The organism is Kribbella sp. CCNWLW201 (assembly GCF_037203805.1).
Lineage (GTDB): Bacteria > Actinomycetota > Actinomycetes > Propionibacteriales > Kribbellaceae > Kribbella.
Map to the genome: position 1 here is coordinate 978714 of NZ_JBBCBQ010000002.1, position 22239 is coordinate 1000952.

The window sequence follows — 22239 nt, forward strand, 5'->3', positions numbered from 1 at the left end:
CCGCCACCCCTACACCGGTCGCCCACCCACGAACGTCTGGGTCACGAGGGGGACGCCGGGGCGGTAGGCGAGGTGGATGTAGGAGGGGGCGTCTAGGACGGTTAGGTCGGCGCGGGAGCCCGGGGTTAGGTGGCCTATGTCGGTGCGGCGGAGCGAGGCGGCGCCGCCGGCGGTAGCGGACCAGAGGGCCTCGGCTGGGGTCATGTGCATCTCGCGGACGGCCAGGGCGATGCAGAGCGGGATGGAGGAGGAGTAGCCGGAGCCGGGGTTGCAGTCGGTGGCGAGGGCGACTGTGACGCCGGCGTCGAGCAGGCGGCGAGCGTCGGGGTACGGCGAACGGGTCGAGAACTCGACGGCGGGGAGGAGACCCGCGACTACGCCGGTCGAGGCGAGGGCATCGATGTCGGCGTCGGTGAGGTAGGTGCAGTGATCGGCCGCCGCGGCGCCGACCTCGCAGGCCAACTGGACCCCCGGCCCTTCACCGAGCTGGTTGGCGTGGACCCGGGCCTGCATGCCCTTGCCTTGACCAGCCTTCAGGATCGAACGGGCCTGATCCTCGTCGAAGGCGCCGCGTTCGACGAAGACGTCGACCCACTTCGCGTATGCTGCCGTTGCCTCGAGCATCGGACCGGTCACGAGCGCCACGTATCCGGCCGGATCGTCGGCGAACTCCGCCGGTACGACGTGCGCACCCAGGTACGTCGTCTCGTCGGTGAACTGCCCCGCGATCCGCAGCGCACGCGCCTCGTCCGCGACCGTCAACCCGTAACCGGACTTGATCTCGACCGTCGTGGTGCCCTGTCGACGCATCTCCGTCACCAGGCGGGCCACGTTCGCGGTCAGCACCTCGTCCGTGGCCTGCCGGGTCGCCGCGACCGTGGTCCGGATCCCGCCCGCGGAGTACGGCGTACCGCTCATCCGGGCCGCGAACTCCTCAGCCCGGTCACCGGCGAACACCAAGTGCGAATGCGAATCCACGAACCCGGGGACGACCGCCCGCCCACCAAGATCCACTGCACCATCGGCCGAGGGCGCATCGCGACGCTGCCCTACCCACGCGACGCGACTGCCCTCGATCACCAGCGCCGCGTCCCGCACTTCGCCGAGCAGGCCGCCATGCGCCGGATCGTTGGTCACCAGCGAACCGATGCCGGTCAGCAACAACGACGCGGTCACGAAGTCACCGCCTCGATCGAGGCCGCCAGCTCAGCCGCCACGTCCAGCTTCACATGATTGCCACCAGCAACCACCTGCCGCCCGCCGACGACCACGTCCGTGACGTCGGCAGCCGAGGCCGCGAAGGCGATGGTCTCCACAGTTCCTCCGGTCCCCGCCGTACGCATACTGTCGAGCCGTACGGCGACCAGATCCGCGCGCGCACCCACCTCGATCACCCCGGCGTCGTCGAACCCGAGTGACCGGTGCCCGTCGACCGTCGCCGCCTTGAGCAACTCGCCCGCGGACCAGTGGCCGCGCTCGTGGGACGCGAGCCGCTCGTCCAGCTCCACCGCGCGCATCTCCTCGAATAGATCGATCACCGCGTGACTGTCCGACCCGAGCGTCAACGGCGACCCGGCATCGCGCAGCGCCACCGACGGTCCGATGCCGTCCGCCAGGTCCCGCTCGGTCGTCGGGCAGAAGCATGAGTACGTCGCTGAACTGCCAAGCAACCCCACGTCGACATCGGTGAGATGGGTCGCATGTACGGCGCTCGTCCGCCCGCTGAGGAACCCGGTCTCGTCCAGGACCTGGGCCGGCGTACGACCGTAGGCATCCAGGCACGCGGCGTTCTCGCCGACCTGCTCGGACAGGTGAATGTGCAACGGCGCGTTCGGCATCGCCGAGGCGACCGCGCCGAGTTGATCCTGGGGTACGCCGCGCACCGAATGCGCCGCCGCACCGATCACGACATCGTCCGACCCCGTCAGCGACGAGACCCGGGCGGCCCAACTCGCGGCGTCACCGTCGCTGAACCGGACCTGCACCGAGTTCAGCGGCTGGTCGATCCCGCCGGCGACGTAACACGTGTCCAGCAAGGCGATCCGGATCCCGGCATCCCGGGCGGCCGCGATCAGCGCCGTACCCATCGCGTTCGGGTCGTCGTAGTGCCGCCCGCCCGGCGCGTGATGCAGGTAGTGGAACTCGCCGACCGCGGTGATCCCGGCCAGCACCATCTCGCCGTACACGGCCCGGGCGAGCTGGTAGTACGTGTCCGGGGTAAGCATCGAGGCGACGGCGTACATCTGCTCGCGCCAGGTCCAGAACGTGCCCCGCTCGGTCTGCGTCCGGCCGCGCAACGCCCGGTGGAACGCGTGGCTGTGGCAGTTCGCCAACCCCGGCAGCACGAGCCCTTCCAGCCGGACGGCGTCGCCCGGGTCCGCGTCGACCGAGACCGAGGTGAAACGCCCGTCGGCGATCGTCACCAGCACTCCCGCGGCGATCCCGGTCGGGAGGAGGGCGCTCGAGCACCAGTACGACGTCACTTCGCGAGATCCTTCAGTACGGCGGCCAACGCGTCCACGCCGGCCAGGCAGTCGTCCATCTCCGCGTACTCGGCCGGCGAGTGCGAGACTCCGGTCGGGTTCCGGACGAACAGCATCGCGGTCGGGATCCCGGCCGCCGAGAACACGCCGGCGTCGTGCCCGGCGCCGGTCGGCAGCACCGGCGCACCGTTCAGTACGTCGACCAACCGGTCCCGCAACCCGGCCGGGAAGTCGACCACCGGCGACACTGACTCCGGTACGACGTCGAGCGTCGTACCGTCCCGCTCAGCTCGTTCCGTGGCTTGCTTGGTGATTGCCGTTAGCAACGAACCCAACGTCGCGTCGTCGGCGGCCCGGGCGTCCAGCCAAGCGGTCACCTGCGACGGTACGGCGTTCGTGCCGTTGGGCTCGACCGAGACACGGCCGAAGGTCGCGCGGGCGCCGGCGAGACGAGCCTGTTTGTTCGCGGCCAGCGCGGTCATCGCGTAGGTGAGCATGGGGTCGTGCCGGTCTTCCATCAGCGTCGTACCGGCGTGGTTGGCCTCACCGCCGAAGGTGAACCGGTACCGCCCGTGCGGCCAGATCGAGCTGGCCACACCGACCGGTGCGGTCAGGCCGCGGCCCTGCTCGACATGCAACTCGACGAACGTGCCCATCCGCTCCAGCAACGGCGAGGGTCCGATACCCGCCGGATCCGTCCCCGCCGCCTCCAACGCCGCGGCCAGTGAGACGCCCGAGCGATCCGTCAAGGCCAGTGCACGCGAGGCCGGTAACACCCCGGTCGCCACCCGAGACCCCAAACAAGGCATCCCGAACCGCGACCCCTCTTCCTCCACAAACGCACCCACACCGATCGGCACCGAAGGCTCAAACCCCTCAGCCCGCAACAAATCCACAGCCGCCAAAGCAGAAACCACCCCAAGCGGCCCATCAAAAGCCCCACCATCAATCACCGAATCCAAATGACTCCCGGTGACCACGCCAGGTCCACCCGACGGTCCCCACCAGGCGACGAGGTTTCCTATGCCGTCGGATTCCAGGGTGAGGCCGCGCAGTGCGCATTGGTCGAGGAACCAGGCGGTTGCCTCGCGTTCGGTTGGCGTCCAGCCGCCGCGGCGGTAGGCCCCGGTGTCGGGGTCACGGCCGACGGCGGCCAGCGCCGCCCACATGTCCTCGAAGCTCAAGACAGCGGGTTCTTCGACAGCCAGTCCTTGGCGACCGCGCTCGGCGACTCCTTGCCGACGTCGATCCGCTTGACCAAGTCGGTCAGCGCTTCCGTGGTCAGCTTGGCCGAGACCGCGTTCAGCGCGGCCGCGACGTCATCGGACTTGTGGTCGGTCCGGATCAGCGGAACGATGTTGTTCGGCGGCAGGATGTTCTTCGGGTCCTCCAGCATGACCAGGTTGTTGTCCTTGATCAGCGACTGGGTGGTGAAGAAGTTCGACACCTGGATCTGGTTGTCCAGCAGGGCCTTCAGGCTCAGCGGGCCACCCGCGTCCAGCGTCTTGTAGTTCTTGAACTCGACGTCGTACTTCTCCTTCAGGCCCTTGAGCCCGGCGTCGCGCACCTTGAACTCGGAGCTGCCGCCCGCGACCATGTCCTTCGACACCGGCTTCAGGTCGGCCAGCGACTTCAGGCTGTACTTGTCCGCGGTCGCCTTGGTCACCACGATGGTGTCCTCGTCGGCGGCCGGCGACTTGTCCAGGACCTCGAGCCCGGACGGCAGCGACGCCTTCAGCGCGTCGTACGTCGCCTGGTCCTCGGTCTCGGTGGCGTCCTTCTTGAAGTAGTGCAGTGCGGCGCCGGTGTACTCCGGCAGCAGGTCCACCGAGCCGTCCTTGATCGCGGCCATGTAGGTCTCGCGGTTGCCGATGTTCGGCTTCTGCTTGACCTCGATGCCCTTGGCCGCCAGCGCTTGGCCGTAGATCTCCGCCAGCAGCTGGCTCTCGGAGAAGTCGGCCGATCCGACGGTCAGGCTGCTCACCTTCGACGGTGCCGGTGAGGAACCCGCGTCGCTGTCGCCCAGCTGGTCTCCCCCACCCCCACAGCCGGCCAGGCCGAGCACCGCCACCCCGGCGATCGCAGTACGGATGAGTGTGGATCTCAACACGAGAGCCTCCATTGTCTCGTCAGCCACCGGCCGTTGCCGATGGATCCTTCGGTGGGGCGGTTCAGATAGGTCACAAGTTCATCAGGTACGTCGGACAGTTCAGTCGACCTTGAGTCCGTTGGAGACGACGACCCGGCCGAGGACGGCGAAGAGGACGTCGAGCACGATGGCGAGCAGGGCTACCAGCAGGGCGCCGGTGAACATCTGCGGGAAGTCGCGGAGCTTCAGTCCGTCGACCACATAGCGGCCGAGACCGCCGAGCGAGACGAGCGCGGCGATCGTCGCCGTGGAGACGATCTGCAGGGTCGCGCCGCGCAGACCGGAGATGATCAGCGGCATCGCGATCGGGATCTCCACCTTGGTCAGGATCTCGCGTCCGGTCATCCCCATCCCCCGGGCCGCGTCGATCGTGGCCGGATCGACACCGGACAGACCGGCGTACGTCGAGGCCAGGATCGGCGGGACACCGAGCGCGACCAGCGCGATCAGCACCGGCAGGAACCCGATCTGGTCGGTCAGCAGCACCGCGAGCATCAGCAGGCCGAGGCTCGGCAGGGCCCGGGCCGCGTTGCCCAGGTTGATCGCCAGGAACGCGCCCCGCCGGGTGTGGCCGATCCGCAGCCCGACCGGCAGCGCGATCGCGGCGGAGATCCCGAGGGCGGCGAACGTGTACCAGATGTGCTCGATGATCCTGGCCCAGATCCCTTCCGGGCCGGACCAGTTGAAGGAGTCGGTCAGGTATTCCCACATGTCAGGCCACCTCCACCGGCGGAGTGTGGATGACGCGCGCCCAGGGCGTCAGGACCCGCTGCAGACCGACCAGAACCAGGTCCGCCACCAGCGCCAGCAGCAGCGAGAACACCACGCCCACCACGACGGGCGTGAGGAAGTCCCGCTGGAAGCCGAGAGTGAACAGCTCGCCCAGGCCGCCGATCCCGATCACCGCGCCGACGCTCACCATCGAGATGTTCGCGACGGTGACGACGCGCAGACCGGCGAAGATCACCGGTACGGCGATCGGCAGGTCGACCGCGATCAGCCGGTGCAGGGAGCCGTACCCGACTGCGACCGCCGACTGCCGGACATCGGGCGGTACGGAGCGCAGCCCGTCGATCACGTTCCGGATCAGCAGCGAGACCGTATAGATGGTCAGCGCCACGACGATGTTGACCGTGGACAGCACCTTGGTGCCGAGGATCGCCGGCAGCACGATGAACAGCGCGATCGAGGGCAGTGAGTACAGCACACCGCCGAGCGCGATCAGCGGGTTCGCCAGCCAGGAGAATCGCGTGGCCACGTATCCGAGCGGCACCGAGATCAACAGGCCGAGAATGACCGGGAGAATCGCCAGATAGAGATGCTCGCCCAGCTGTTCCCAGATCAGCCCGAGGTTGTCGCCTATCCAGGTCATGACCGGAGTGCCTCTGCAACGATCGACTGGTCGACCACCCCGACGGCCTTGCCTTTGTCGTCCACGCAGACGCCCCAACCGCTCGGAGAGGTCAGTACGGCGTCCATCGCGGCACGCAGCGAATCACCCTGCCGGAAGACAGCGCCGACCGGCAGCATCTCGTGGTCGGTGCGCCAGCCGACCGCCACACCGTCGTCGTCGAGCACCAGCTCGGGCGGCAGCGGCTTGAGCGCCAACTCGTCGGGGTGCACGAAGGTGAGCGCCCGATAGCCGCGGTCCTGCCCGACGAATCCGCGGACGAAGTCGTCGACCGGGTTCGCCAGCAGCTCGGACGGCGGGGAGAACTGGGCGAGCTTGCCGCCGACTCGCAGTACCGCGACGTTGTCGCCGAGTTTGATCGCCTCGTCGATGTCGTGGGTGACGAAGACGATCGTCTTGCCGATGTCGCGTTGCAGCCGGAGCAGCTCCTCCTGCAACTGGTGCCGGACGATCGGGTCGACGGCGCTGAACGGCTCGTCCATCAGCATGATCGCCGGGTCGGCCGCGAGTGCTCGCGCGACGCCGACTCGTTGCTGCTGGCCACCGGACAGCTGGGCCGGATACCGCTCGGCCAGCTTGAGGTCGAGGCCCACTCGTTCGAGCAGCTCGAGCGCGGTGGCGCGGGTCTTGCGCTTGTCCCAGCCGAGCAGCTTGGGCACGGTGGCGACGTTGTCGACCACCGTCTTGTGCGGGAACAACCCGGCATGCTGGATCACGTACCCGATCCCGCGGCGAAGCGCCACCGGGTCCTTGCCGGTGATGTCCTCGCCGTCGATCGAGATCGTCCCGCTGGTCCGCTCGATGGTGCGGTTGATCATCCGCAGCGACGTGGTCTTGCCACAGCCCGACGGCCCGACGAACACGGTGATCTGACCGCTCGGGATCCGCAGGGACAGGTTGTCGACGGCGACGGTGCCGTCCGGATACCGCTTGGTGACGTCCTCGAACTCGATCATGGCGCCCCTTCGCGCTCGTCGTCGGTCGCCCGATCGACCCTAGCGGAACGAGAGACCGAAGCCACGCGATCGCACGGATTCTCGCTCCCCGGAAAGTGCACCATAGCGGTGAAGAATGCCACGGTCGCACTCAGTCGTCAGGATTCCTGCATCGGAACCCTGACGCCCCGTTCCGCGGCCACCTCGGCCGCCTTGTCGTAACCGGCGTCGACGTGCCGGATGACACCCATCGCCGGGTCGTTGCTCAGTACCCGCTCCAGCTTCCGCCGGGCCAAATCGGTGCCGTCGGCAACCGATACCTGGCCGGCATGGATGGACCGGCCGATGCCGACGCCACCGCCGTGGTGGATCGACACCCAGGACGCGCCGCTGGCCACGTTCACCATCGCGTTCAGCAACGGCCAGTCCGCGATCGCGTCCGAGCCGTCCAGCATTCCTTCGGTCTCCCGGTACGGCGACGCGACGCTACCGGTGTCCAGGTGATCCCGCCCGATCACGATCGGAGCCTCGAGCTCGCCGGAGGCAACCATCTCGTTGAACCGGACGCCGGCCTTGTCCCGCTCGCCCTGACCGAGCCAGCAGATCCGGGCCGGCAGACCCTGGAACGCGACCCGCTCGCCGGCCAGCTTGATCCAGCGGCTCAGGTGCTCGTTGTCCGGGAACAGGTCGAGAATGGCCTGGTCGGTCTTGGCGATGTCGGCCGGGTTACCGGACAACGCCGCCCACCGGAACGGGCCCTTACCCTCGCAGAACAAGGGCCGGATGTACGCCGGTACGAACCCGGGGAACTCAAACGCCCGGGCGTATCCGGCCTTGCGAGCCTCGTCGCGGATCGAGTTGCCGTAGTCGAATACCTCGGCACCCGCATCCTGGAAGCCCACCATCGCCTCCACGTGCTTGGCCATCGACTCCTGCGCCCGCTGGGTGAACCCGGCCGGGTCCTTCTCCCGCGCGGTCGTCCAGTCCTCGAACTCGACACCGATCGGCAGGTACATCAACGGGTCGTGCGCCGACGTCTGATCGGTGACGATGTCGATCGGCGCACCACGCTGCAGCAGATCGGGGACGATCGTGGCCGCGTTGCCCAGGACACCGATCGACAGCGGCTTCCGCGCCGCCTTCGCCTCTTCGGCCAGCCGCAGCGCCTCGTCGACCGACGACGCACGGACGTCGAGGTAGCGGTGCTCGATACGACGCTGGATCCGCGACTCGTCCACGTCGATGCAGATCGCGACGCCGTCGTTCATCGTCACGGCCAGCGGCTGCGCACCACCCATACCGCCGAGCCCGGCGGTCAGTGTGATCGTGCCGGCCAGCGAGCCGCCGAATTTCTTCTCGGCGACCGCGCCGAAGGTCTCGTAGGTGCCCTGCAGGATGCCTTGGGTGCCGATGTAGATCCACGAGCCGGCCGTCATCTGGCCGTACATCGTCAGCCCCATCGCCTCCAGCTTGCGGAACTCCTCCCAGGTGGCCCAATCGCCGACCAGGTTCGAGTTCGCGATCAGCACCCGCGGTGCCCACTCGTGCGTCTGCATCACGCCGACCGGGCGGCCCGACTGCACGAGCATCGTCTCGTCGTCCTTCAGCGTGGTCAGCGTGCGCACCATCGCGTCGAACGAGTTCCAGTCCCGGGCCGCCTTGCCGGAGCCGCCGTACACGACCAACTCGTCAGGGTGCTCGGCGACCTCGGGGTCGAGGTTGTTCTGCAGCATCCGCAGTGCGGCTTCCTGCTGCCAGCCGCGGGCGGTGAGGGTGGTACCGCGGGGCGCGCGCACGGGACGGGGTCCGGACATGGGTGATCCAGCCTTTCTAGGACAGTGGGCCGGTGACGGCCTCGGCAGCGGACAGGTAGGTGCCGTCAGCAACAAGGCGGACGGAGTGCTCGATCTCGGGCGCGAGATGCCGGTCGGTTCCCGGCCCCTCGACGTATTCCCGCAGGGCGTCCCGGACGGCGGCGGTGGCCGGCGCCGGGGCTAGTGGCGCGCGCAGGTCGAGCGCCCGCGCGGCGGTCAGGATCTCGACGGCGAGGACGCGCTGCAGCCCGTCGATCGCCTTCCGCAGCTTGCGCGCGGCCGACCAGCCCATCGAGACGTGGTCCTCCTGCATCGCACTGCTCGGGATGGAGTCCACACTGGCCGGTACGGCGAGCCGCTTGAGCTCGGACACGATCGCGGCCTGCGTGTACTGCGCGATCATGTGACCGCTGTCCACCCCGGGATCGTCGGCCAGGAACGCGTTCAGCCCGTGGTTCCGGGCGACGTCGAGGAAACGGTCGGTACGACGTTCGCTGATGCTGGCCAGGTCCGCGACGGCGATCGCGAGGAAGTCGAGCACGTAGCCGACCGGGGCGCCGTGGAAGTTGCCGTTCGACTCGACCCGGCCATCGGGGAGGACGACCGGGTTGTCGATCGCGGCGGCGAGCTCGCGGTCGGCGACCGTGGCCGCGTGCGCCGCGGTGTCGCGGGCTGCACCGTGGACCTGCGGCGAACAGCGCAGGGAGTAGGCGTCCTGGACGCGGTTGCACTCGGGACCGCGGTGGCTGGCGACGATCGCGCTGTCGGCGAGGATCGCGCGCAGGTTCGCGGCGGCGGATCGCTGACCGGGATGCGGCCGCAGGGCCTGCAGGTCGTCGGCGAACACCCGGTCGGTTCCGAGTTGGCCTTCGACGCTCATCGCGGCGGCGAGGTCGGCGGTCTTGAACAGGCGATCGAGGTCGGCGAGAGCGAGCACCAGCATGCCGAGCATGCCGTCGGTGCCGTTGATCAGCGCGAGGCCTTCCTTCTCGGCCAGCACGACCGGCGTCAGTCCATGCGCCGCCAGTGCCTCGCCGGCGTCCAGGAGGTTGCCGTCGGCATCACGAACGGTGCCCTCGCCCATCACCGCGAGAGCGACATGCGACAGCGGCGCGAGGTCACCGGAACAGCCGAGGCTGCCGTACTCGTGCACCACCGGAGCCAGGCCGGCGTTGAGCAGACCGGCGTACGCCTGGGCCGTTTCGACCTTCACACCGGTGCGGCCGGTCGCCAGCGTCGACAGCCGGAGCAGGGTGAGTGCCCGGACGACCTCGGTCTCCACCTCGGGGCCGGAGCCGGCCGCGTGCGATCGGACCAGGCTGCGCTGCAGCTGGGCGCGCAGTTCCGGTGCGATGTGCCGGGTCGCGAGGGCGCCGAAGCCGGTCGAGACGCCGTAGTGCGGAGTGTCCGCGTGGGCGAGTGCCTCGATCGCAGCTCGCGACTTCGCGATCTCCTCGAGCGCCAGGTCGTCGATCCGGACCCGGGCGCCGTACCGCGCCACCGCCACGACCTCGGCCGCACTCAGCGGGCCGACGCCGACGATCACCTCGTTCTGCTCATCCACGCGTTCATTCCACCGCGCGGCACGAGCATCCGACAGCAGCGCCATGCACTTTCTGTCTCGCATCTGAGACATATGGATGGACCGCCCGCCACCTAGAGTGAAGGAATGGTGTTCGAGATCCGGACGGCGGAGCCGGATGATGCGGTCGGAATCGCTCGGGTCTGGGCGGCCGCGATGCCGCACCTGGTGCGAACGGCCCGCGGAATCGAGAACGGACTCCGCAACAGCAAGCGCCGGGTCGCGCTGGTCGCGGTCGATGGTTCCGACGTGGTCGGCTACGGGAACGTGTTCCTGCCCGACCCCGGCGTGCAGGCGCCGCGGGTGCGGATCTCCGTGTCGGTGCCGCCCGAGCTCCGCCGGCGCGGTATCGGCAGCCTGCTGTCCGCGGCCATCTGCTCGGAAGCCGAGAGGGTCGGAGCGGCCGGTCTCCTGGTCGTGGTCGAGGACAGCGACGAGTCCAAGGAGTTCGCGATCCGGCGAGGGTTCACCATCGGTCGCCGGATGAGCCATTCCCGTGCGGACCTGAGCGCCGTACCGTCGCCGGTTCCCGCACCCGAAGGTCTGCGCGTGGCCGATTTCGAGCAGGTGGGTCCGGAGCAGGTCTGGCGCGCGGTCGTGGGCGTCGTCGAGGGTGATCCGAGCGGCTTGTCGTTCGCAGCGCCGTACGACGAATGGCTGGCGACCGACTGGGCCGACCCGGACCTGCGCCGCGACCTCAGCATCGCGGTGCTCGACGGTGACACCGTGCTCTCGTTCGTGATCACGACGGCCGATCCGGAGCGGCGGGTGATCTGGTCCAACCTGACCGGGACGATCCCGGCCGCCCGCGGTCGAGGGCTGGCGAAAGTGGTCAAGTCCGCGGCTCTGACGCGCGCCCGGGATGCCGGGTTCGTCACCGCTTACACCGGCAACGACGCGGCGAACGCCCCAATGCTCGCAGTGAACACATGGCTCGGCTACAAGGTGTCGTCGGCTGCCTGGACCGCGGAGAAGGCTCTCTGATGCGTTTGTTCCTCTCGCTCACGTTCTTCGGCGTGCTCTCGCTCGGCGTCGGGTTCCTGATGTCCGGTGATGACCAGATCGTCGACTGGTTGATCGCCGGCGGCCTGTTCGGGCTGGCGCTGGCCGGTGAGGGTGCCCGGCTCTGGTTGCGCCGCGACCGGGCCAAGTCCCGCGAATCGTCCGGAATCTGAGACTTCGCGGTTACGCTGCCGTTGTGAGCGGCAACGTTCCCGCCTCGACCCGCACTCTGCGGGTGCTGACGTTCCTGGCCACCCAGCCCGGTCCCGTGCCGATGGAGCGCATCGCCTCCGCGGTCGGCCTGCCGCGCTCGTCGACGTACCACTTGCTGCGAGCAATGATCGACGAGGGTTTCGTGGTCCATCTGCCGGAGGAGAAGCGGTTCGGGCTCGGGGTGGCCGCGTTCGAGATCGGCTCGGCGTATCTGCGCCACGACCCGCTCGAGCGGCTCGCCCGCCCGCTGCTCGTCCAACTGGTCGCGGAGGTCGGCCAGACCGCGCATCTCGGCGTACTGCATGGTCGTGAGCTCGTCTACCTGCTGAAGGAACAGCCGCCCCGGCCGGTCACCCTCGTCACGGACGTCGGCGTACGCCTCCCCGCCACCCTGACCGCCTCCGGCCGCGCCCTACTCGCCGAACTCCCGCCGGCCCAGGTCCGCGCGCTGTTCCCGAGCCCGGATACTTTCGTACGGCGTACCGACTACGGACCGCAGACCTTGACCCAACTGCGTCGCCTACTGGCCGACGAGAAACGCCAGGGCTACGCGGTCGAGGACTCCTTCATCAGCCCAGGCCTCTCGTCGGTGGCGAGCGCCGCCGTCGACCACGCCGGCCACCCGGTCGCCGCGATCAGCGTCACCTTCCGCACCGACGCCGTACCTCCCGCCGACCGCCACATCCTCGCCCACAGAATCCGCCAAGCCGCCACCGCCCTAACCCGCCGCCTCCACGGCTGACCCACCCACACGCGCCACGCAGTCTCTGGTTGGGCAGCAGGTGTTGTCTTTCGGCGATCGTATTGTCGGCGCATGACATTTACGTCGCCGGTGGAGCGGGCCACGCCGGATCGGCTGGCTGATGAGCGTGGCGCGCTGACGCAGCAGCTCGACTTTCACCGGGCCACTCTGCTTCGCAAGCTGGAAGGGCTCGAAGGCGAGGCGCTGCGCCGGCCGATGACGGCGTCTGGGCTCAGCCTGCTGGGGTTGGTGAAGCACCTGGCCGAGACGGAGCATGGCTGGTTCCTCAAGATCTACGCAGGGTTGCCCGAGCCGGATCTGTTCCCGACCGATGGTGACCCAGATGCGGAGTTTCGCGTCGGTCCCGACGAGACGGCCGACGAGGTGGTCGGGCAGTACCTACGGACCTGCGAGCGGGCCCGGGCCGTGGTGGCCGCCGGTGGGCTCGACGACGTGGTCACGACGCCGTGGGGCGCCGAGGTCAACCTGCGGGCGATCCTGATCCACATGGTCCAGGAGACCGCGCGGCACAACGGTCACGCCGACATCATCCGAGAGGCGATCGACGGCACAACAGGCCATTGAACGCAGCCGAGTGGGCCTAGCACTACCTCCGGTGGGGAGGTGGGCTGACTGCGGGATCCGCCTGCGACGGCGAGGGTTGAGGCTCCGTCGTTGATCCAGGAGGAGCATCGTGATTCGCGGTCTGGCTGCTGTTGTCGGGGCTGTTGCACTTGGTGCTGTCGGAGTGGTTCCCGCGGTTGCTGATGATGAGGTCGTCCGGACGGAAGGTGGGCTACTACGTGGCATCGTCCAGGACGATGTACGGACTTTCCGGGGCATCCCGTACGCCGCTCCACCCGAGCGCTGGCGGTCACCACGGCCGGCCGCGCCCTGGTCGGGGGTGCGTGACGCGAAGGAGTACGCCAAGAGTTGTGCACAGGGTGAGCATCCGGTCGGTGTCGCGAGCACGAACGAGGACTGCCTCTACCTGGACGTGACCACGCCGGCCCGGGCTGGGAAGAACCGTCCGGTCGTGGTGTGGATCCACGGCGGCAGCTTCACGAACGGCGCGACGAGCGTCTACGGACCGAACCGGTTCGCGGACCGTGGCGATGTGGTCGTGGTCCAGGCGCAGTACCGGCTCGGTGCGTTCGGATTTCTCGCCAGCCCGTTGCTCGGCAGCGGCTCGGGGAACTACGGCCTGGAGGACCAGCAGGCCGCACTGCGCTGGGTCCGGAGGAACGCGGCGGCCTTCGGCGGCGATCCCCGGAACGTGACCCTGATGGGTGAATCCGCCGGCGCGTACAGCGTGTGCGACCACCTGGCCTCTCCGACCGCGGCCGGACTGTTCGATCGCGCGATCATCCAGAGCGGTCCGTGCGCGCAGGAGTACTCCAAGCTCAACTACGCGGCACCAAGGCCGCGGACAGTCGCCTACGAATACAGCCGCCAACTCGCGGCCGACCTCAACTGCACCACAGCAGCCTACTTACGGGCGATCCCAGCTGACCGTTTGCTGGCAGCCACCGAAGCCGACGAGTTCGGCCCGGTGCTCGGCGGGCCAGTGCTTCCACTCCATCCGGCAAAAAGCATGGTCAACCAGGTCCCAGTCCTGCACGCCGTCAACCACGACGAGGAGTCCGGTCGCTACGCCGCCCAGGAGATCTTCTCCGGCGCACCGATCACTCAGACGGAGTACGAGACAGCCGTCCGCGACACCTTCGGCACGGACGCCGACAAGATCCTGACCGAGTACGCCGACGTCCGGCCGGCCGGACGCGCGCTCGCAACCGTGATGACCGACTCGCACTGGTCGACGCCCGCCGCGAAGACCAACCGCCTGCTGTCCGGACGAATGCCGACGTACGCCGTCGAGTTCGCGGGCGACGCCCCCTGGTACGCCGGAGCACCGAAGCCCGAGTGGCCGGTCGGTACTCACCACCTCAGCGAGGTCGCCTACTTCTTCGACCTGAAGATCTTCGACCCGCCTCAGCAGCAGTACGCCGACGAACTCATCACCCACTGGGCGAACTTCGCCCGCACCGGCACCACCCCCTGGCCGCGCACCGCGCCACGCGACCACAGAGTCCAGTCCCTCAACCAGACCGGCACCAGCCGAACGAACTTCGCCGAAGACCACCGCGTCGCCTTCTGGTACTCGCTCGCCAGTACGGCGCCCTCCACGGTCAGTCAGGTGGTGTCGCCGGGGTGAGTAGGCGGCGCAACGCGGTCGGCGTGTGCCCCAGGTGCTCCCGGACGGTGCGGGTGAGATGTGCCTGGTCGGCGAAGCCGAGCTCGGCGGCCAATTGGGCAAGGCCGGTCCCACCTTCCGCGAGCCGATCCATAGCCCGGCCGACCCGGACACGGTTGCGGTAGCGGGTCAGCGACACACCCGTCTGCTGGGAGAACGCCCGGCTCAGCCGGTACGGCGAGACGTCAAGCACTGTGGCCAGCGAGCACAGCCCCGCCGCCTCCGGCACTCCAGCGGTGATTGCTTCCCGGGCCGCCGCAGCCAGGGCCCGGTCGGCGGGCCCCAGCCGCGCGAACGGTCGCCGACTTGCCAGCGCGACAAGACGAAGCATCTCCTCTGTCAGTGCGAAGTCGATGTCGCCTCCGCCGGCGGCGGCGAGGACCCGACGATGAGCCAGATCGACGCGGGCATCCACGTACACGGCCCCCTTGCGCGTATGCCCTTCCCACAGCGCGTCCGCGAAGCTCACCGAGGTGCACACGTCGCCGCCGGCCGGATGGGCGAACCGCTCCTCCTCACCTGGCAGCCCCAGATAGCCGATCGTGGGATCCAGATCGGCCTCGGCGCCGTCGGCACACCGCCGGAACCGGCCACGCCGGACGAGAACCAACCGGCGGTCGTCACCGGCTTCCGGCTCCGACCATCGGGTGTGGTCGGCACGGCAGGCCACCGCACTCACGGTGAACTCGGGCCGGGCTGCGAGGGTCACGGCTGACAGCACGCCGATGACGTTATCCGGCAGGTCCGACAAAACGGCCCGCAAGGATCTTCAAGACTCCGCGGTGCTCGGGAACGGATGCTTGGCGCCGAACGACGACACAAAGGAGAGATCGACATGACAATCCGCGCGGAGCTCACCACGATCACCATCGACTGCGCCGCCCCCAAGGCGCTGGCGCAGTTCTATCAGGACCTCACCGGCTGGCAGATCACGCACAGCGACGACGAATCCGCCTCCGTGGGCGAGGGGCCGATCCAGCTCGCCTTCCAGCGGATCGACGGCTACCAGGGACCGGGCTGGCCGGACTCCGCCAAGCACGCCCACCTCGATTTCAAGGTCGCCGACGTCGAGCACACCGTCAAGGAACTGCTCACCCTCGGCGCGACCAAGCCCGAGTTCCAGCCCGGCGGTGCGGAGTGGGTGGTCCTCGCCGACCCCGAGGGACACCTGTTCTGCCTCGTCCCGAGCGAGTGAAGCAAGCATCCGCCGCCCAGCGGATATCCACCACAGGTAGGAGACATGGCAACAATCAGCAAGGAAACCCTGATCAACTCCAGCGCTGACGACGCCTGGAAGGTGATCGGCGACTTCGCCGCGGGTCCATCCCTGATGGCACCCGGCTACGTCGTCGACACCCGCGTCGACGGAGACTGCCGAATCGTCACCTTCGCCGACGGCACCGTGGCACGAGAACGGTTCGTCGCCGTCGACGACGAGGCTCGTCGAATCGTCTACACGGTGGTGGGCGAGAGTTTCCACCCCGTTCACGACAACGCCTCGATGCAAATCGTCGCCGAGGACGCGCACACGTGCCGGCTGATCTGGATCCACGATGTACTGCCCGACGACCTTGTCCTGCCCATCGAAACGGGCATGACTCAAGGCCTCGGCGTGATCAAGCAGACGCTCGAATCCCACGCCTCGTCGCCTTCCTGATCACGGACAACGGCTCTCCGCGGAATCACCCGAGTTCTGCCCGTCGAGCTGTGAGGTGCGGACGTCCGCCACTCACCAAGTCGCCCCGTCGCTTCGGCGGTACGCTCATCGTCCGCTCGAGCGGCGCCGGAACGGGCGCTTGGTGAGTGGGGGAGATCCGGTAGACCGTCCGCCCACCGCAGCGGATCGACCGCTCGGCGCTGACTGGTTGCGAGGGGTAGGCGACCGAGGGTGAGATCGAGGTGACCCCCGTTTCCGCCCAGACGAAGGTGGTCTTATGCGTCGTCTCAAACAGGTCGTTGCCGCTCTGGCTCTGCTGGTTATTCCGCTCACTCCGACGGCCTCGGCCTCGCCGTCTGCCGATTGGATCGGGAGCTGGGCGGTCGCCGTCACTCCGCCGGGTACGTCGGGACTGTCGGCGACCGGTGTCACGGACGCGACCCTCCGGCAGGTCGCCCATGTCTCGGTTGGTGGGTCCGAGCTCAGGCTGCGATTGTCGAATGTCTACGGCACATCCCCGCTCCGCGTCGGCAAGGTGACGGTGACACCGCGGGCCGCTGACCTCGCCGGTACGCCGACAGTCCAGCCGGCCAAGCTGGTCCCGGTGCTGTTCGGCGGCAGGCCGTCGGTCACGATCCCAGTCGGTGCTGAGTGGGTGTCCGACCCGGTGCGAATCGTCGTGCCGGAGGACACCGACCTGGTGATCAGCACCTACTTCCCGGGTCCGACCGGTCCGCTGACCCAGCACCCGGCCGGATACGCGACGAGCTTCCTGGCCACTGGTGACCAGACCGGCGGCGATGGATCGCAGTACCAGGCGAACCCCGGTATGGCCCGCTACATCATCGAGGGCGTCGACGTGAAGAGCCGGGTGCGCGGCTCGGTCGTGCTGTTCGGCGACTCGATCACGGACGGCGTGGTCTCGCCGATCGACCAGAACCTGCGCTACCCGGATCAGTTGGCCGACCGGTTGCTGGCCTCACCTCGCGAACTCGGCGTACTCAATGCCGGCATCAGTGGCAACCGGCTGCTCAACAATGCCGGTACGGCGGGAGACTCGACGCTGGCGCGGTTCGACCGGGACGTGATCGGGCAGGCCGGCGTGCGGACCGTCGTACTGCTCGAAGGCATCAATGACATCGGTGGCAGCCGCGGTGCGACTGACCCGGCTGATCTAATCGCGGTGCATCGCCAGTTCATCCAGCGCGCGCATCAGGCGGGGTTGAAGGTGATCGGCGCGACGCTGACGCCGTATGAGGGAGCCGGTTACTACACGCCCGAAGGTGAGGCGGACCGGCAGGCGCTCAACCACTGGATCCGGACGTCCGGTGAGTACGACGCGGTCGTCGACTTCGACAAGGCGGTGCGCGATCCGGCCAACCCGTCGAAGATGCTTCCGGCGTACGACGTGGGCGACCACCTGCACCCGAACGCCGTGGGCTTCAAGGCGATGGCCGCCGCCTTCGACCTGAAGGAGCTCTGACTAGCCGGATTCGGCGGGATGCTCGACCTGGCGGTCGCCCCACTGCGTCATCAGACCGCGGGCGATCTCCAGGTCCTCCCGCAACGACCGGTCGGCGAGGTCACCTGGCAACGCGGTCAGCGCGTCGGCCAGCCACGGCCCGGCCGCAGCCGGCGTGAGATCGTCAGGCGTCAAACCTGCAAGGCGAATCGCCCGCACGGCCGTGACCAACTCACAAGCCAGGACTTCACGCAGTGCGTCGAGGAGTTGAGCCGTCAGTACGGCGGCTTGTGGCGCGAAGCTGGCGTGGTGCTCGGCTCCGCGCGACAGCGTCGCCGTACCGAGTGTCGCGGGTTGCGCCGACGACCGAACCCCGGATAGCGCGTCATGAGCGACGTACTCGATCATCATCACGCCCGAACTCGCCTCCGCGCCGCTGGCCAGGAACCGGCTCAGTCCGGAGAAGTCCGGATCGACCAGGTTCGCGACGCGTGACGTCGACAGGGTCGCCACGCTGTGCAGGCTCAGCCGGAGCGAGTCGAGCGCGAGTGCGATCGGCATCGCGTGCCAGTTGCCGTTGTGCAGCACGGTGTCACCGGCCACGAGCGGGTTCTCCGCGGACGCGTTGATGTCGATCCGCAGGCTGTTGCCCAGAGCATCCACATGGTCGACAGCCGGTCCGAGTACCTGCGCGAAAGCCCTGAGCCCGAACGGATCCTGGACCCGGGCCGGCCGGATCGGCAGACCGTCCAGCAGTCCGCGCATCCGGCGCGCCACCCGGACCTGTCCCGGTTGTGGCCGGGCCTCGTGGACGCGGACGTCGTACACCTCGGCGTTGCCGCGGAGCGCGACATGCGACAGGGCCCCGACGAGCGGTACGACGTTGATCAGCGTGGCGGCCTCGACGTACGCAAGACAGCACTCGGCCAGGGTGATCGCGTTGCTGGAGAGCAACGGCAACGCGCTGGTCCCGTCGATGACGTCGCCCAGGGCGAGCCCGAGCTCGGCCAGCGGCCCGAGATCCCCGGTCCCGATCGCGCCACCCCGGTGCAGGTCGGGCAGTTCGTCATCGTTGAGCAGGGCAACGATCGCATCGGCGACCTCGGGGTCGAGGCCAGATCCGCCGACCGCCAGTTGGTTGACCCGGATCAGCAGGCCGAGCCGGACCACATCCTTCGGGTACGACGTCGTCCCGGTGGTGGAATGCGATCCGAGCAGCCGCGCCCCGTGCTCCGGGTCCGACGTGAGCACATCCCGGTTGGCGCCCACCCCGGTCGTCCGCCCGTAGACCGGCCGGTGACGCGCCACCTCGGCAACCGCCGCGGCCGACTCCGCCATCCGCTTCCGCGCGTCGTCACTCAACCGCACCGCGGTCCGCCGCTGCCCGAGCGCCACCGCTTCCAGCGGGGTCAGCCCAACCCCAGAGATCTCCACCGGCTCCATGCGCACAGTGTGATCCCCAGCACCCCCAGCACCTAGCGCTTCCAAGCGCCCACCATCTCGGATCCGAGACAGTGAGTCACGTGCAGACGGACAGGAGGTCAGCGAGCAGCGGGCGCACGACTGTGCTCGTAATCCCCCTCGGCATGCGCTTTCCGACGGACACCTCCTGTCCGTCTGCACCCCATCTCACAAAGGAACAGCCCGCCGCCAGCAGGCGACGGGCTGTGGAAAGCCAGGGGTTAGTTCTGGCCGTAGCGCTTCTTGAACTTCTCGACCCGGCCCTGGGTGTCCATCACGCGCTGCTGGCCCGTGTAGAACGGGTGGCTGGCGGACGAGATCTCGACGTCAACGACCGGGTAGCTGTTCCCGTCGTGCCACTCGATGGTCTCGTTGCTCTCGCGCGTCGAACCGGTCAGGAAGCTGAAATCGCCGGACTTGTCCCGGAAGACGACCCGGCGGTAGTCGGGGTGGATGTCCTTCTTCATGCAGCCGTACTTCCTTCCAGATAAGGGGCGAACGGATCGGTCAATGGGTGAACCGCTTCGTCCGCACGCAGGACACAACCATCCAGGCGCTTCCGTAATTCCCGAACGTCCAGATCGACCCCGGTGATGGACAGGTACGACGCCCGGTCGCCGTACTCGGGATGCCACTCGAGTGCCGAGCGGGCCTGGTGCTGCTGACCGACCCCGGACCACCGGTCGGCGGGCAGGTCGGCCAGCCACGGTCCGAGCACGCCGATCGAGATGTTGGTGCCGAAGCTGTCCCAGCTCAGCCGGTTGCGGTGCTGGGTCGCGATCCAGACGGTCCCCCGGCCCCGCGCCGTACCGGCGACCAGATCCTCCAGGGCGTCGTACAGCCGCTCGGGGTGGAACGGTCGAGCCGACTGCCAGACCAGCGTCCGCACCGGGCCGGTCTCCACGGGCGCACTGATCGAGCCAGGCTCCGTCCAGGTCTCGGCCGCGTCCGGATCATGCAGTCGTACGCCGAGCAGCCCGGCCGGCGTGGTCCGGATGAGCAGCTGCGGATTGATCGCCTGAACCAGCGCCCGGACGGTCTCGTCATCACTGCTCAGCACCGCCGCGTTCGCGTACTCGAGCTGGCGGGCGATCACCTCCGCGATCGCGCGACCGTCCTCGGCTGCGGTCGGAATACCGCGGTCCTGGATCAACTGGTCGCCGGTGAGGTCGTCGACCACGCTGGCGGTGTCGACCGTGGTGACGATCGCGTCCACGCGGAGCTCGTCGGCGGCGTCGCGGGCGATCTCCTCGGCGATTGCCTGCGTGTCCCCGGCGCCGGGGACCGACACGATCGCGACGTCGTACCGCTCGACCGCCGCGATGCTGACCAGCAGGGCGACGAGCGATCCGCGCATCGCGCAGGAGACGCACGGGTGGCCCATCCGGATCACCTCGCGGTCGATCACCCCGCCGGCCGTCCGGGCGATCCGTACGACGGACCCGCCGGCCAGACCACTGACGTCGTACTCGACGAGGACGCCGGCCGATCCGGCGGCGGCCAGCAGATTCCCCGCGACGGCGGCGCGGAACGGCTCGTCGATCCCCGTGAGCAAGGTCACCGGCAGCATCCACACTCCTGCGTTATTGAAAATGATTACCAGTACAACGTACACTGTCCAGCGGAGTACAGGAAAGGAACCAGTATGGCCAAGCGCAACGACCTTCGCCCGATCGTCAAGCTCCGCAGTACGGCGGGCACCGGCTTCACCTATGTAACGCGCAAGAACCGGCGGAACAATCCCGACCGGCTGGTGATGCGCAAGTACGACCCCTCGATCCGGCAGCACGTCGACTTCCGCGAAGAGCGGTAGGACGTGGCGAAGACCAGCAAGATCGCCAAGAACGAGCAGCGCAAGCGGACCGTCGCGCTCTACGCCGAGCGCCGGGCCGAGCTGAAGCGGATCATCGCCGACCCGCGGTCGACCTTCGAGGAGCGCGGCGTGGCCCAGCTCAAACTGCAGAAACTCCCGCGGGACGCCAGCCCGATCCGGGTCCGGAACCGTGACGTCGCCGACGGCCGCCCGCGCGGGTACCTGCGCAAGGCCGGCATCTCCCGCGTCCGCTTCCGCACGATGGCCCACCGCGGCGAGCTCCCCGGTATCACCAAGTCTTCCTGGTAGTGCCCGCGCCGCGACGTGGATGCCGCGGCCGCGGGCAGCAACACGACGGCCCTCCCCGAAGTCAGGTGGCTTCGAGGAGGGCCGTCGTACGTGTCAGAGGCGGTTGTAGGCCTTGAGGGTTTTGAGGGCGGAGACGGTGACGATGCCTCGGTACTCGAGGGTGGCCGCGGTGCTCGGGGGTTCCCAGGTGAGGGCCCAGCCGCCGTCGGGTTGTTGGTCGGCGATCAGGCGGTCGAGGTGCGCCTCGAGCTGGGCGTCGTCGAAGAGCGGGCGCCAAAAGCTGTCCGGGGTCGGAGCGAAGTGCAGTGGTGTCACGCCGTACGACGGATCAGCGGCGTCGGCGCGGTACCAGCTGAGCTTGGGCAGCCAGTCGCGGATCTTGTCGAGGTCGACGTCCTCGGTGTGCTCCAAGTACTCCATCGAGACGTGCATCGCGTGGGCGTCCTCGGGGAAGCCCTTGGCCAGCTCGGCGGCGCACCAGGCGGCGGCCTTCTCCCGCCACGGGTGCTCGAAGCCGAACCGGTAGAGCTGCCCGACCAGAGCAGCCGTCGGGTTGAGGCTGGGCTCGTAGGTCCATTCGCTGATGTGCTCAGCCCGCGGGTAGCCCTCGACGGCCGGACCGCAGAGCGGGACGGCGCCATCGGGGGTCGCGATCGACTGCAGCCAGTCGACTGCCCGGCCGATCATCTGGTCGTCCCGTGCACCCGCGGTCAGCAGAGTCTCGAACGCGACCTGCACATCGAGAGCAAGACTGTCCGGGCAGCGCTTGTCCGGCTCCAGCCCGTGCCCGAACCCGCCGTCCGCGTTCTGGTAACCGCGCAGCGCGTCCACGACCCCGGCCGGATCGGCGCCCTCGAACTCCGCGGCGAACAGCCGGTTCTCGACCAGCCGCGCCTCCCGCCGTACAAAATCCCGACCTGCACTGAAGATGTCCATGCCCCCACCTTGGCGC

Annotated in this window: 24 protein-coding genes; 10 read left to right on the top strand and 14 right to left on the bottom strand. The window is 68.6% G+C overall.

From position 1 onward, the window contains the following. Window positions 1-9: 9 nt before the first annotated feature. The 9 genes from hutI to hutH form a co-directional block, all read right to left on the bottom strand. The gene (hutI, locus tag V9K99_RS14505) at window positions 10-1176 is read right to left on the bottom strand and encodes an imidazolonepropionase (RefSeq protein ID WP_337323551.1); all 1167 of its coding nucleotides are present in this window, start codon (window positions 1174-1176) and stop codon (window positions 10-12) included. After that, on the bottom strand, window positions 1173-2483 hold the full coding sequence (locus V9K99_RS14510; RefSeq protein ID WP_337323550.1) for a formimidoylglutamate deiminase: 1311 nt from the start codon (window positions 2481-2483) through the stop codon (window positions 1173-1175). The genes hutI and V9K99_RS14510 overlap by 4 nt, the downstream gene beginning before the upstream one ends. Beyond that, entirely contained in the window at window positions 2480-3652 is a 1173-nt protein-coding gene (locus V9K99_RS14515; RefSeq protein ID WP_337323588.1) for an allantoate amidohydrolase, read from the bottom strand. Before V9K99_RS14515 ends, V9K99_RS14510 begins: the two co-directional genes overlap by 4 nt. Window positions 3653-3663: 11 nt before the next feature. Beyond that, window positions 3664-4593, bottom strand: a complete 930-nt coding sequence (locus tag V9K99_RS14520; protein WP_337323549.1) for an ABC transporter substrate-binding protein — start codon at window positions 4591-4593, stop codon at window positions 3664-3666. A gap of 99 nt (window positions 4594-4692) precedes the next feature. Continuing rightward, window positions 4693-5343 carry an ABC transporter permease gene (locus V9K99_RS14525; RefSeq protein WP_337323548.1) on the bottom strand — a complete coding sequence of 217 codons (651 nt, stop codon included), beginning with the start codon at window positions 5341-5343 and terminating at the stop codon, window positions 4693-4695. Between the two features lies 1 nt (window position 5344). Beyond that, window positions 5345-6004, bottom strand: a complete 660-nt coding sequence (locus V9K99_RS14530; protein ID WP_337323547.1) for an ABC transporter permease — start codon at window positions 6002-6004, stop codon at window positions 5345-5347. Next, on the bottom strand, window positions 6001-6999 hold the full coding sequence (locus V9K99_RS14535) for an ABC transporter ATP-binding protein (RefSeq protein WP_337323546.1): 999 nt from the start codon (window positions 6997-6999) through the stop codon (window positions 6001-6003). Before V9K99_RS14535 ends, V9K99_RS14530 begins: the two co-directional genes overlap by 4 nt. A gap of 137 nt (window positions 7000-7136) precedes the next feature. Beyond that, window positions 7137-8792: a urocanate hydratase gene (gene hutU, locus V9K99_RS14540; protein ID WP_337323545.1), complete on the bottom strand. Its 1656-nt coding sequence runs from the start codon at window positions 8790-8792 to the stop codon at window positions 7137-7139. A gap of 16 nt (window positions 8793-8808) precedes the next feature. Then, complete coding sequence (hutH, locus tag V9K99_RS14545) at window positions 8809-10401, bottom strand: histidine ammonia-lyase (RefSeq protein ID WP_337323587.1); 1593 nt, start codon at window positions 10399-10401, stop codon at window positions 8809-8811. A 60-nt stretch (window positions 10402-10461) separates the two neighbouring features. Here hutH and V9K99_RS14550 point away from each other — a divergent pair, with 60 nt between their 5' ends. From V9K99_RS14550 to V9K99_RS14570, 5 genes are all read left to right on the top strand, one after another. Beyond that, complete coding sequence (locus tag V9K99_RS14550; protein WP_337323544.1) at window positions 10462-11358, top strand: GNAT family N-acetyltransferase; 897 nt, start codon at window positions 10462-10464, stop codon at window positions 11356-11358. Further along, a complete protein-coding gene (locus tag V9K99_RS14555) occupies window positions 11358-11549 on the top strand; it encodes a hypothetical protein (protein ID WP_337323543.1) in 192 nt (63 codons plus the stop codon). Before V9K99_RS14550 ends, V9K99_RS14555 begins: the two co-directional genes overlap by 1 nt. A gap of 23 nt (window positions 11550-11572) precedes the next feature. Then, a complete protein-coding gene (locus V9K99_RS14560) occupies window positions 11573-12331 on the top strand; it encodes an IclR family transcriptional regulator (protein ID WP_337323542.1) in 759 nt (252 codons plus the stop codon). Between the two features lie 72 nt (window positions 12332-12403). After that, on the top strand, window positions 12404-12916 hold the full coding sequence (locus tag V9K99_RS14565; RefSeq protein ID WP_337323541.1) for a DinB family protein: 513 nt from the start codon (window positions 12404-12406) through the stop codon (window positions 12914-12916). Between the two features lie 109 nt (window positions 12917-13025). After that, on the top strand, window positions 13026-14546 hold the full coding sequence (locus tag V9K99_RS14570; protein WP_337323540.1) for a carboxylesterase/lipase family protein: 1521 nt from the start codon (window positions 13026-13028) through the stop codon (window positions 14544-14546). Here the strand turns inward: V9K99_RS14570 and V9K99_RS14575 are convergent. Continuing rightward, the gene (locus V9K99_RS14575; protein ID WP_337323539.1) at window positions 14521-15306 is read right to left on the bottom strand and encodes a helix-turn-helix domain-containing protein; all 786 of its coding nucleotides are present in this window, start codon (window positions 15304-15306) and stop codon (window positions 14521-14523) included. The genes V9K99_RS14570 and V9K99_RS14575 overlap by 26 nt on opposite strands. A 114-nt stretch (window positions 15307-15420) precedes the next feature. On the opposite strand from V9K99_RS14575, the gene V9K99_RS14580 reads away from it, so the two are divergent. The 3 genes from V9K99_RS14580 to V9K99_RS14590 all read left to right on the top strand — a co-directional run bounded on the left by V9K99_RS14580 (window position 15421) and on the right by V9K99_RS14590 (window position 17725). Next, window positions 15421-15780, top strand: a complete 360-nt coding sequence (locus V9K99_RS14580) for a VOC family protein (protein ID WP_337323538.1) — start codon at window positions 15421-15423, stop codon at window positions 15778-15780. 45 nt (window positions 15781-15825) lie between these two features. After that, on the top strand, window positions 15826-16242 hold the full coding sequence (locus tag V9K99_RS14585) for an SRPBCC family protein (protein WP_337323537.1): 417 nt from the start codon (window positions 15826-15828) through the stop codon (window positions 16240-16242). Window positions 16243-16519: 277 nt separating this feature from the next. Continuing rightward, entirely contained in the window at window positions 16520-17725 is a 1206-nt protein-coding gene (locus V9K99_RS14590) for an SGNH/GDSL hydrolase family protein (protein WP_337323536.1), read from the top strand. On the opposite strand, the gene V9K99_RS14595 is transcribed toward V9K99_RS14590, so the two are convergent. The 3 genes from V9K99_RS14595 to V9K99_RS14605 all read right to left on the bottom strand — a co-directional run bounded on the left by V9K99_RS14595 (window position 17726) and on the right by V9K99_RS14605 (window position 20735). After that, window positions 17726-19147 (bottom strand): aromatic amino acid lyase, encoded by a 1422-nt coding sequence (locus V9K99_RS14595; protein WP_337323535.1) that lies wholly within the window; start codon window positions 19145-19147, stop codon window positions 17726-17728. Between the two features lie 239 nt (window positions 19148-19386). Continuing rightward, window positions 19387-19632 carry a type B 50S ribosomal protein L31 gene (locus V9K99_RS14600; RefSeq protein WP_337323534.1) on the bottom strand — a complete coding sequence of 82 codons (246 nt, stop codon included), beginning with the start codon at window positions 19630-19632 and terminating at the stop codon, window positions 19387-19389. Continuing rightward, window positions 19629-20735, bottom strand: a complete 1107-nt coding sequence (locus V9K99_RS14605) for a CobW family GTP-binding protein (RefSeq protein WP_337323533.1) — start codon at window positions 20733-20735, stop codon at window positions 19629-19631. Before V9K99_RS14605 ends, V9K99_RS14600 begins: the two co-directional genes overlap by 4 nt. A 75-nt stretch (window positions 20736-20810) precedes the next feature. Between V9K99_RS14605 and rpmG the strand changes: the two genes are divergently transcribed. Then, window positions 20811-20978 carry a 50S ribosomal protein L33 gene (rpmG, locus tag V9K99_RS14610; protein ID WP_132156214.1) on the top strand — a complete coding sequence of 56 codons (168 nt, stop codon included), beginning with the start codon at window positions 20811-20813 and terminating at the stop codon, window positions 20976-20978. A 3-nt stretch (window positions 20979-20981) separates the two neighbouring features. Next, a complete protein-coding gene (gene rpsN, locus V9K99_RS14615; RefSeq protein WP_337323532.1) occupies window positions 20982-21287 on the top strand; it encodes a 30S ribosomal protein S14 in 306 nt (101 codons plus the stop codon). 93 nt (window positions 21288-21380) lie between these two features. Here the strand turns inward: rpsN and V9K99_RS14620 are convergent, their stop codons facing one another. Continuing rightward, on the bottom strand, window positions 21381-22223 hold the full coding sequence (locus V9K99_RS14620) for a hypothetical protein (protein ID WP_337323531.1): 843 nt from the start codon (window positions 22221-22223) through the stop codon (window positions 21381-21383). Window positions 22224-22239 lie beyond the last annotated feature (16 nt).

Excerpts from the sequence above, each read along its gene's own strand:
- V9K99_RS14515 (WP_337323588.1), bottom strand. The coding sequence starts at position 3,652 with ATGTGGGCGGCGCTGGCCGCCGTCGGCCGTGACCCCGACACCGGGGCC.
- V9K99_RS14525 (WP_337323548.1), bottom strand. The coding sequence starts at position 5,343 with ATGTGGGAATACCTGACCGACTCCTTCAACTGGTCCGGCCCGGAAGGG.
- V9K99_RS14585 (WP_337323537.1), top strand. The coding sequence starts at position 15,826 with ATGGCAACAATCAGCAAGGAAACCCTGATCAACTCCAGCGCTGACGAC.
- rpmG (WP_132156214.1), top strand. The coding sequence starts at position 20,811 with ATGGCCAAGCGCAACGACCTTCGCCCGATCGTCAAGCTCCGCAGTACG.
- V9K99_RS14550 (WP_337323544.1), top strand. The coding sequence starts at position 10,462 with ATGGTGTTCGAGATCCGGACGGCGGAGCCGGATGATGCGGTCGGAATC.
- V9K99_RS14535 (WP_337323546.1), bottom strand. The coding sequence starts at position 6,999 with ATGATCGAGTTCGAGGACGTCACCAAGCGGTATCCGGACGGCACCGTC.
- V9K99_RS14605 (WP_337323533.1), bottom strand. The coding sequence starts at position 20,735 with ATGCTGCCGGTGACCTTGCTCACGGGGATCGACGAGCCGTTCCGCGCC.
- V9K99_RS14555 (WP_337323543.1), top strand. The coding sequence starts at position 11,358 with ATGCGTTTGTTCCTCTCGCTCACGTTCTTCGGCGTGCTCTCGCTCGGC.
- hutH (WP_337323587.1), bottom strand. The coding sequence starts at position 10,401 with ATGGCGCTGCTGTCGGATGCTCGTGCCGCGCGGTGGAATGAACGCGTG.
- V9K99_RS14590 (WP_337323536.1), top strand. The coding sequence starts at position 16,520 with ATGCGTCGTCTCAAACAGGTCGTTGCCGCTCTGGCTCTGCTGGTTATT.
- V9K99_RS14620 (WP_337323531.1), bottom strand. The coding sequence starts at position 22,223 with ATGGACATCTTCAGTGCAGGTCGGGATTTTGTACGGCGGGAGGCGCGG.
- V9K99_RS14595 (WP_337323535.1), bottom strand. The coding sequence starts at position 19,147 with ATGGAGCCGGTGGAGATCTCTGGGGTTGGGCTGACCCCGCTGGAAGCG.
- V9K99_RS14565 (WP_337323541.1), top strand. The coding sequence starts at position 12,404 with ATGACATTTACGTCGCCGGTGGAGCGGGCCACGCCGGATCGGCTGGCT.
- V9K99_RS14530 (WP_337323547.1), bottom strand. The coding sequence starts at position 6,004 with ATGACCTGGATAGGCGACAACCTCGGGCTGATCTGGGAACAGCTGGGC.
- hutU (WP_337323545.1), bottom strand. The coding sequence starts at position 8,792 with ATGTCCGGACCCCGTCCCGTGCGCGCGCCCCGCGGTACCACCCTCACC.
- V9K99_RS14600 (WP_337323534.1), bottom strand. The coding sequence starts at position 19,632 with ATGAAGAAGGACATCCACCCCGACTACCGCCGGGTCGTCTTCCGGGAC.
- V9K99_RS14580 (WP_337323538.1), top strand. The coding sequence starts at position 15,421 with ATGACAATCCGCGCGGAGCTCACCACGATCACCATCGACTGCGCCGCC.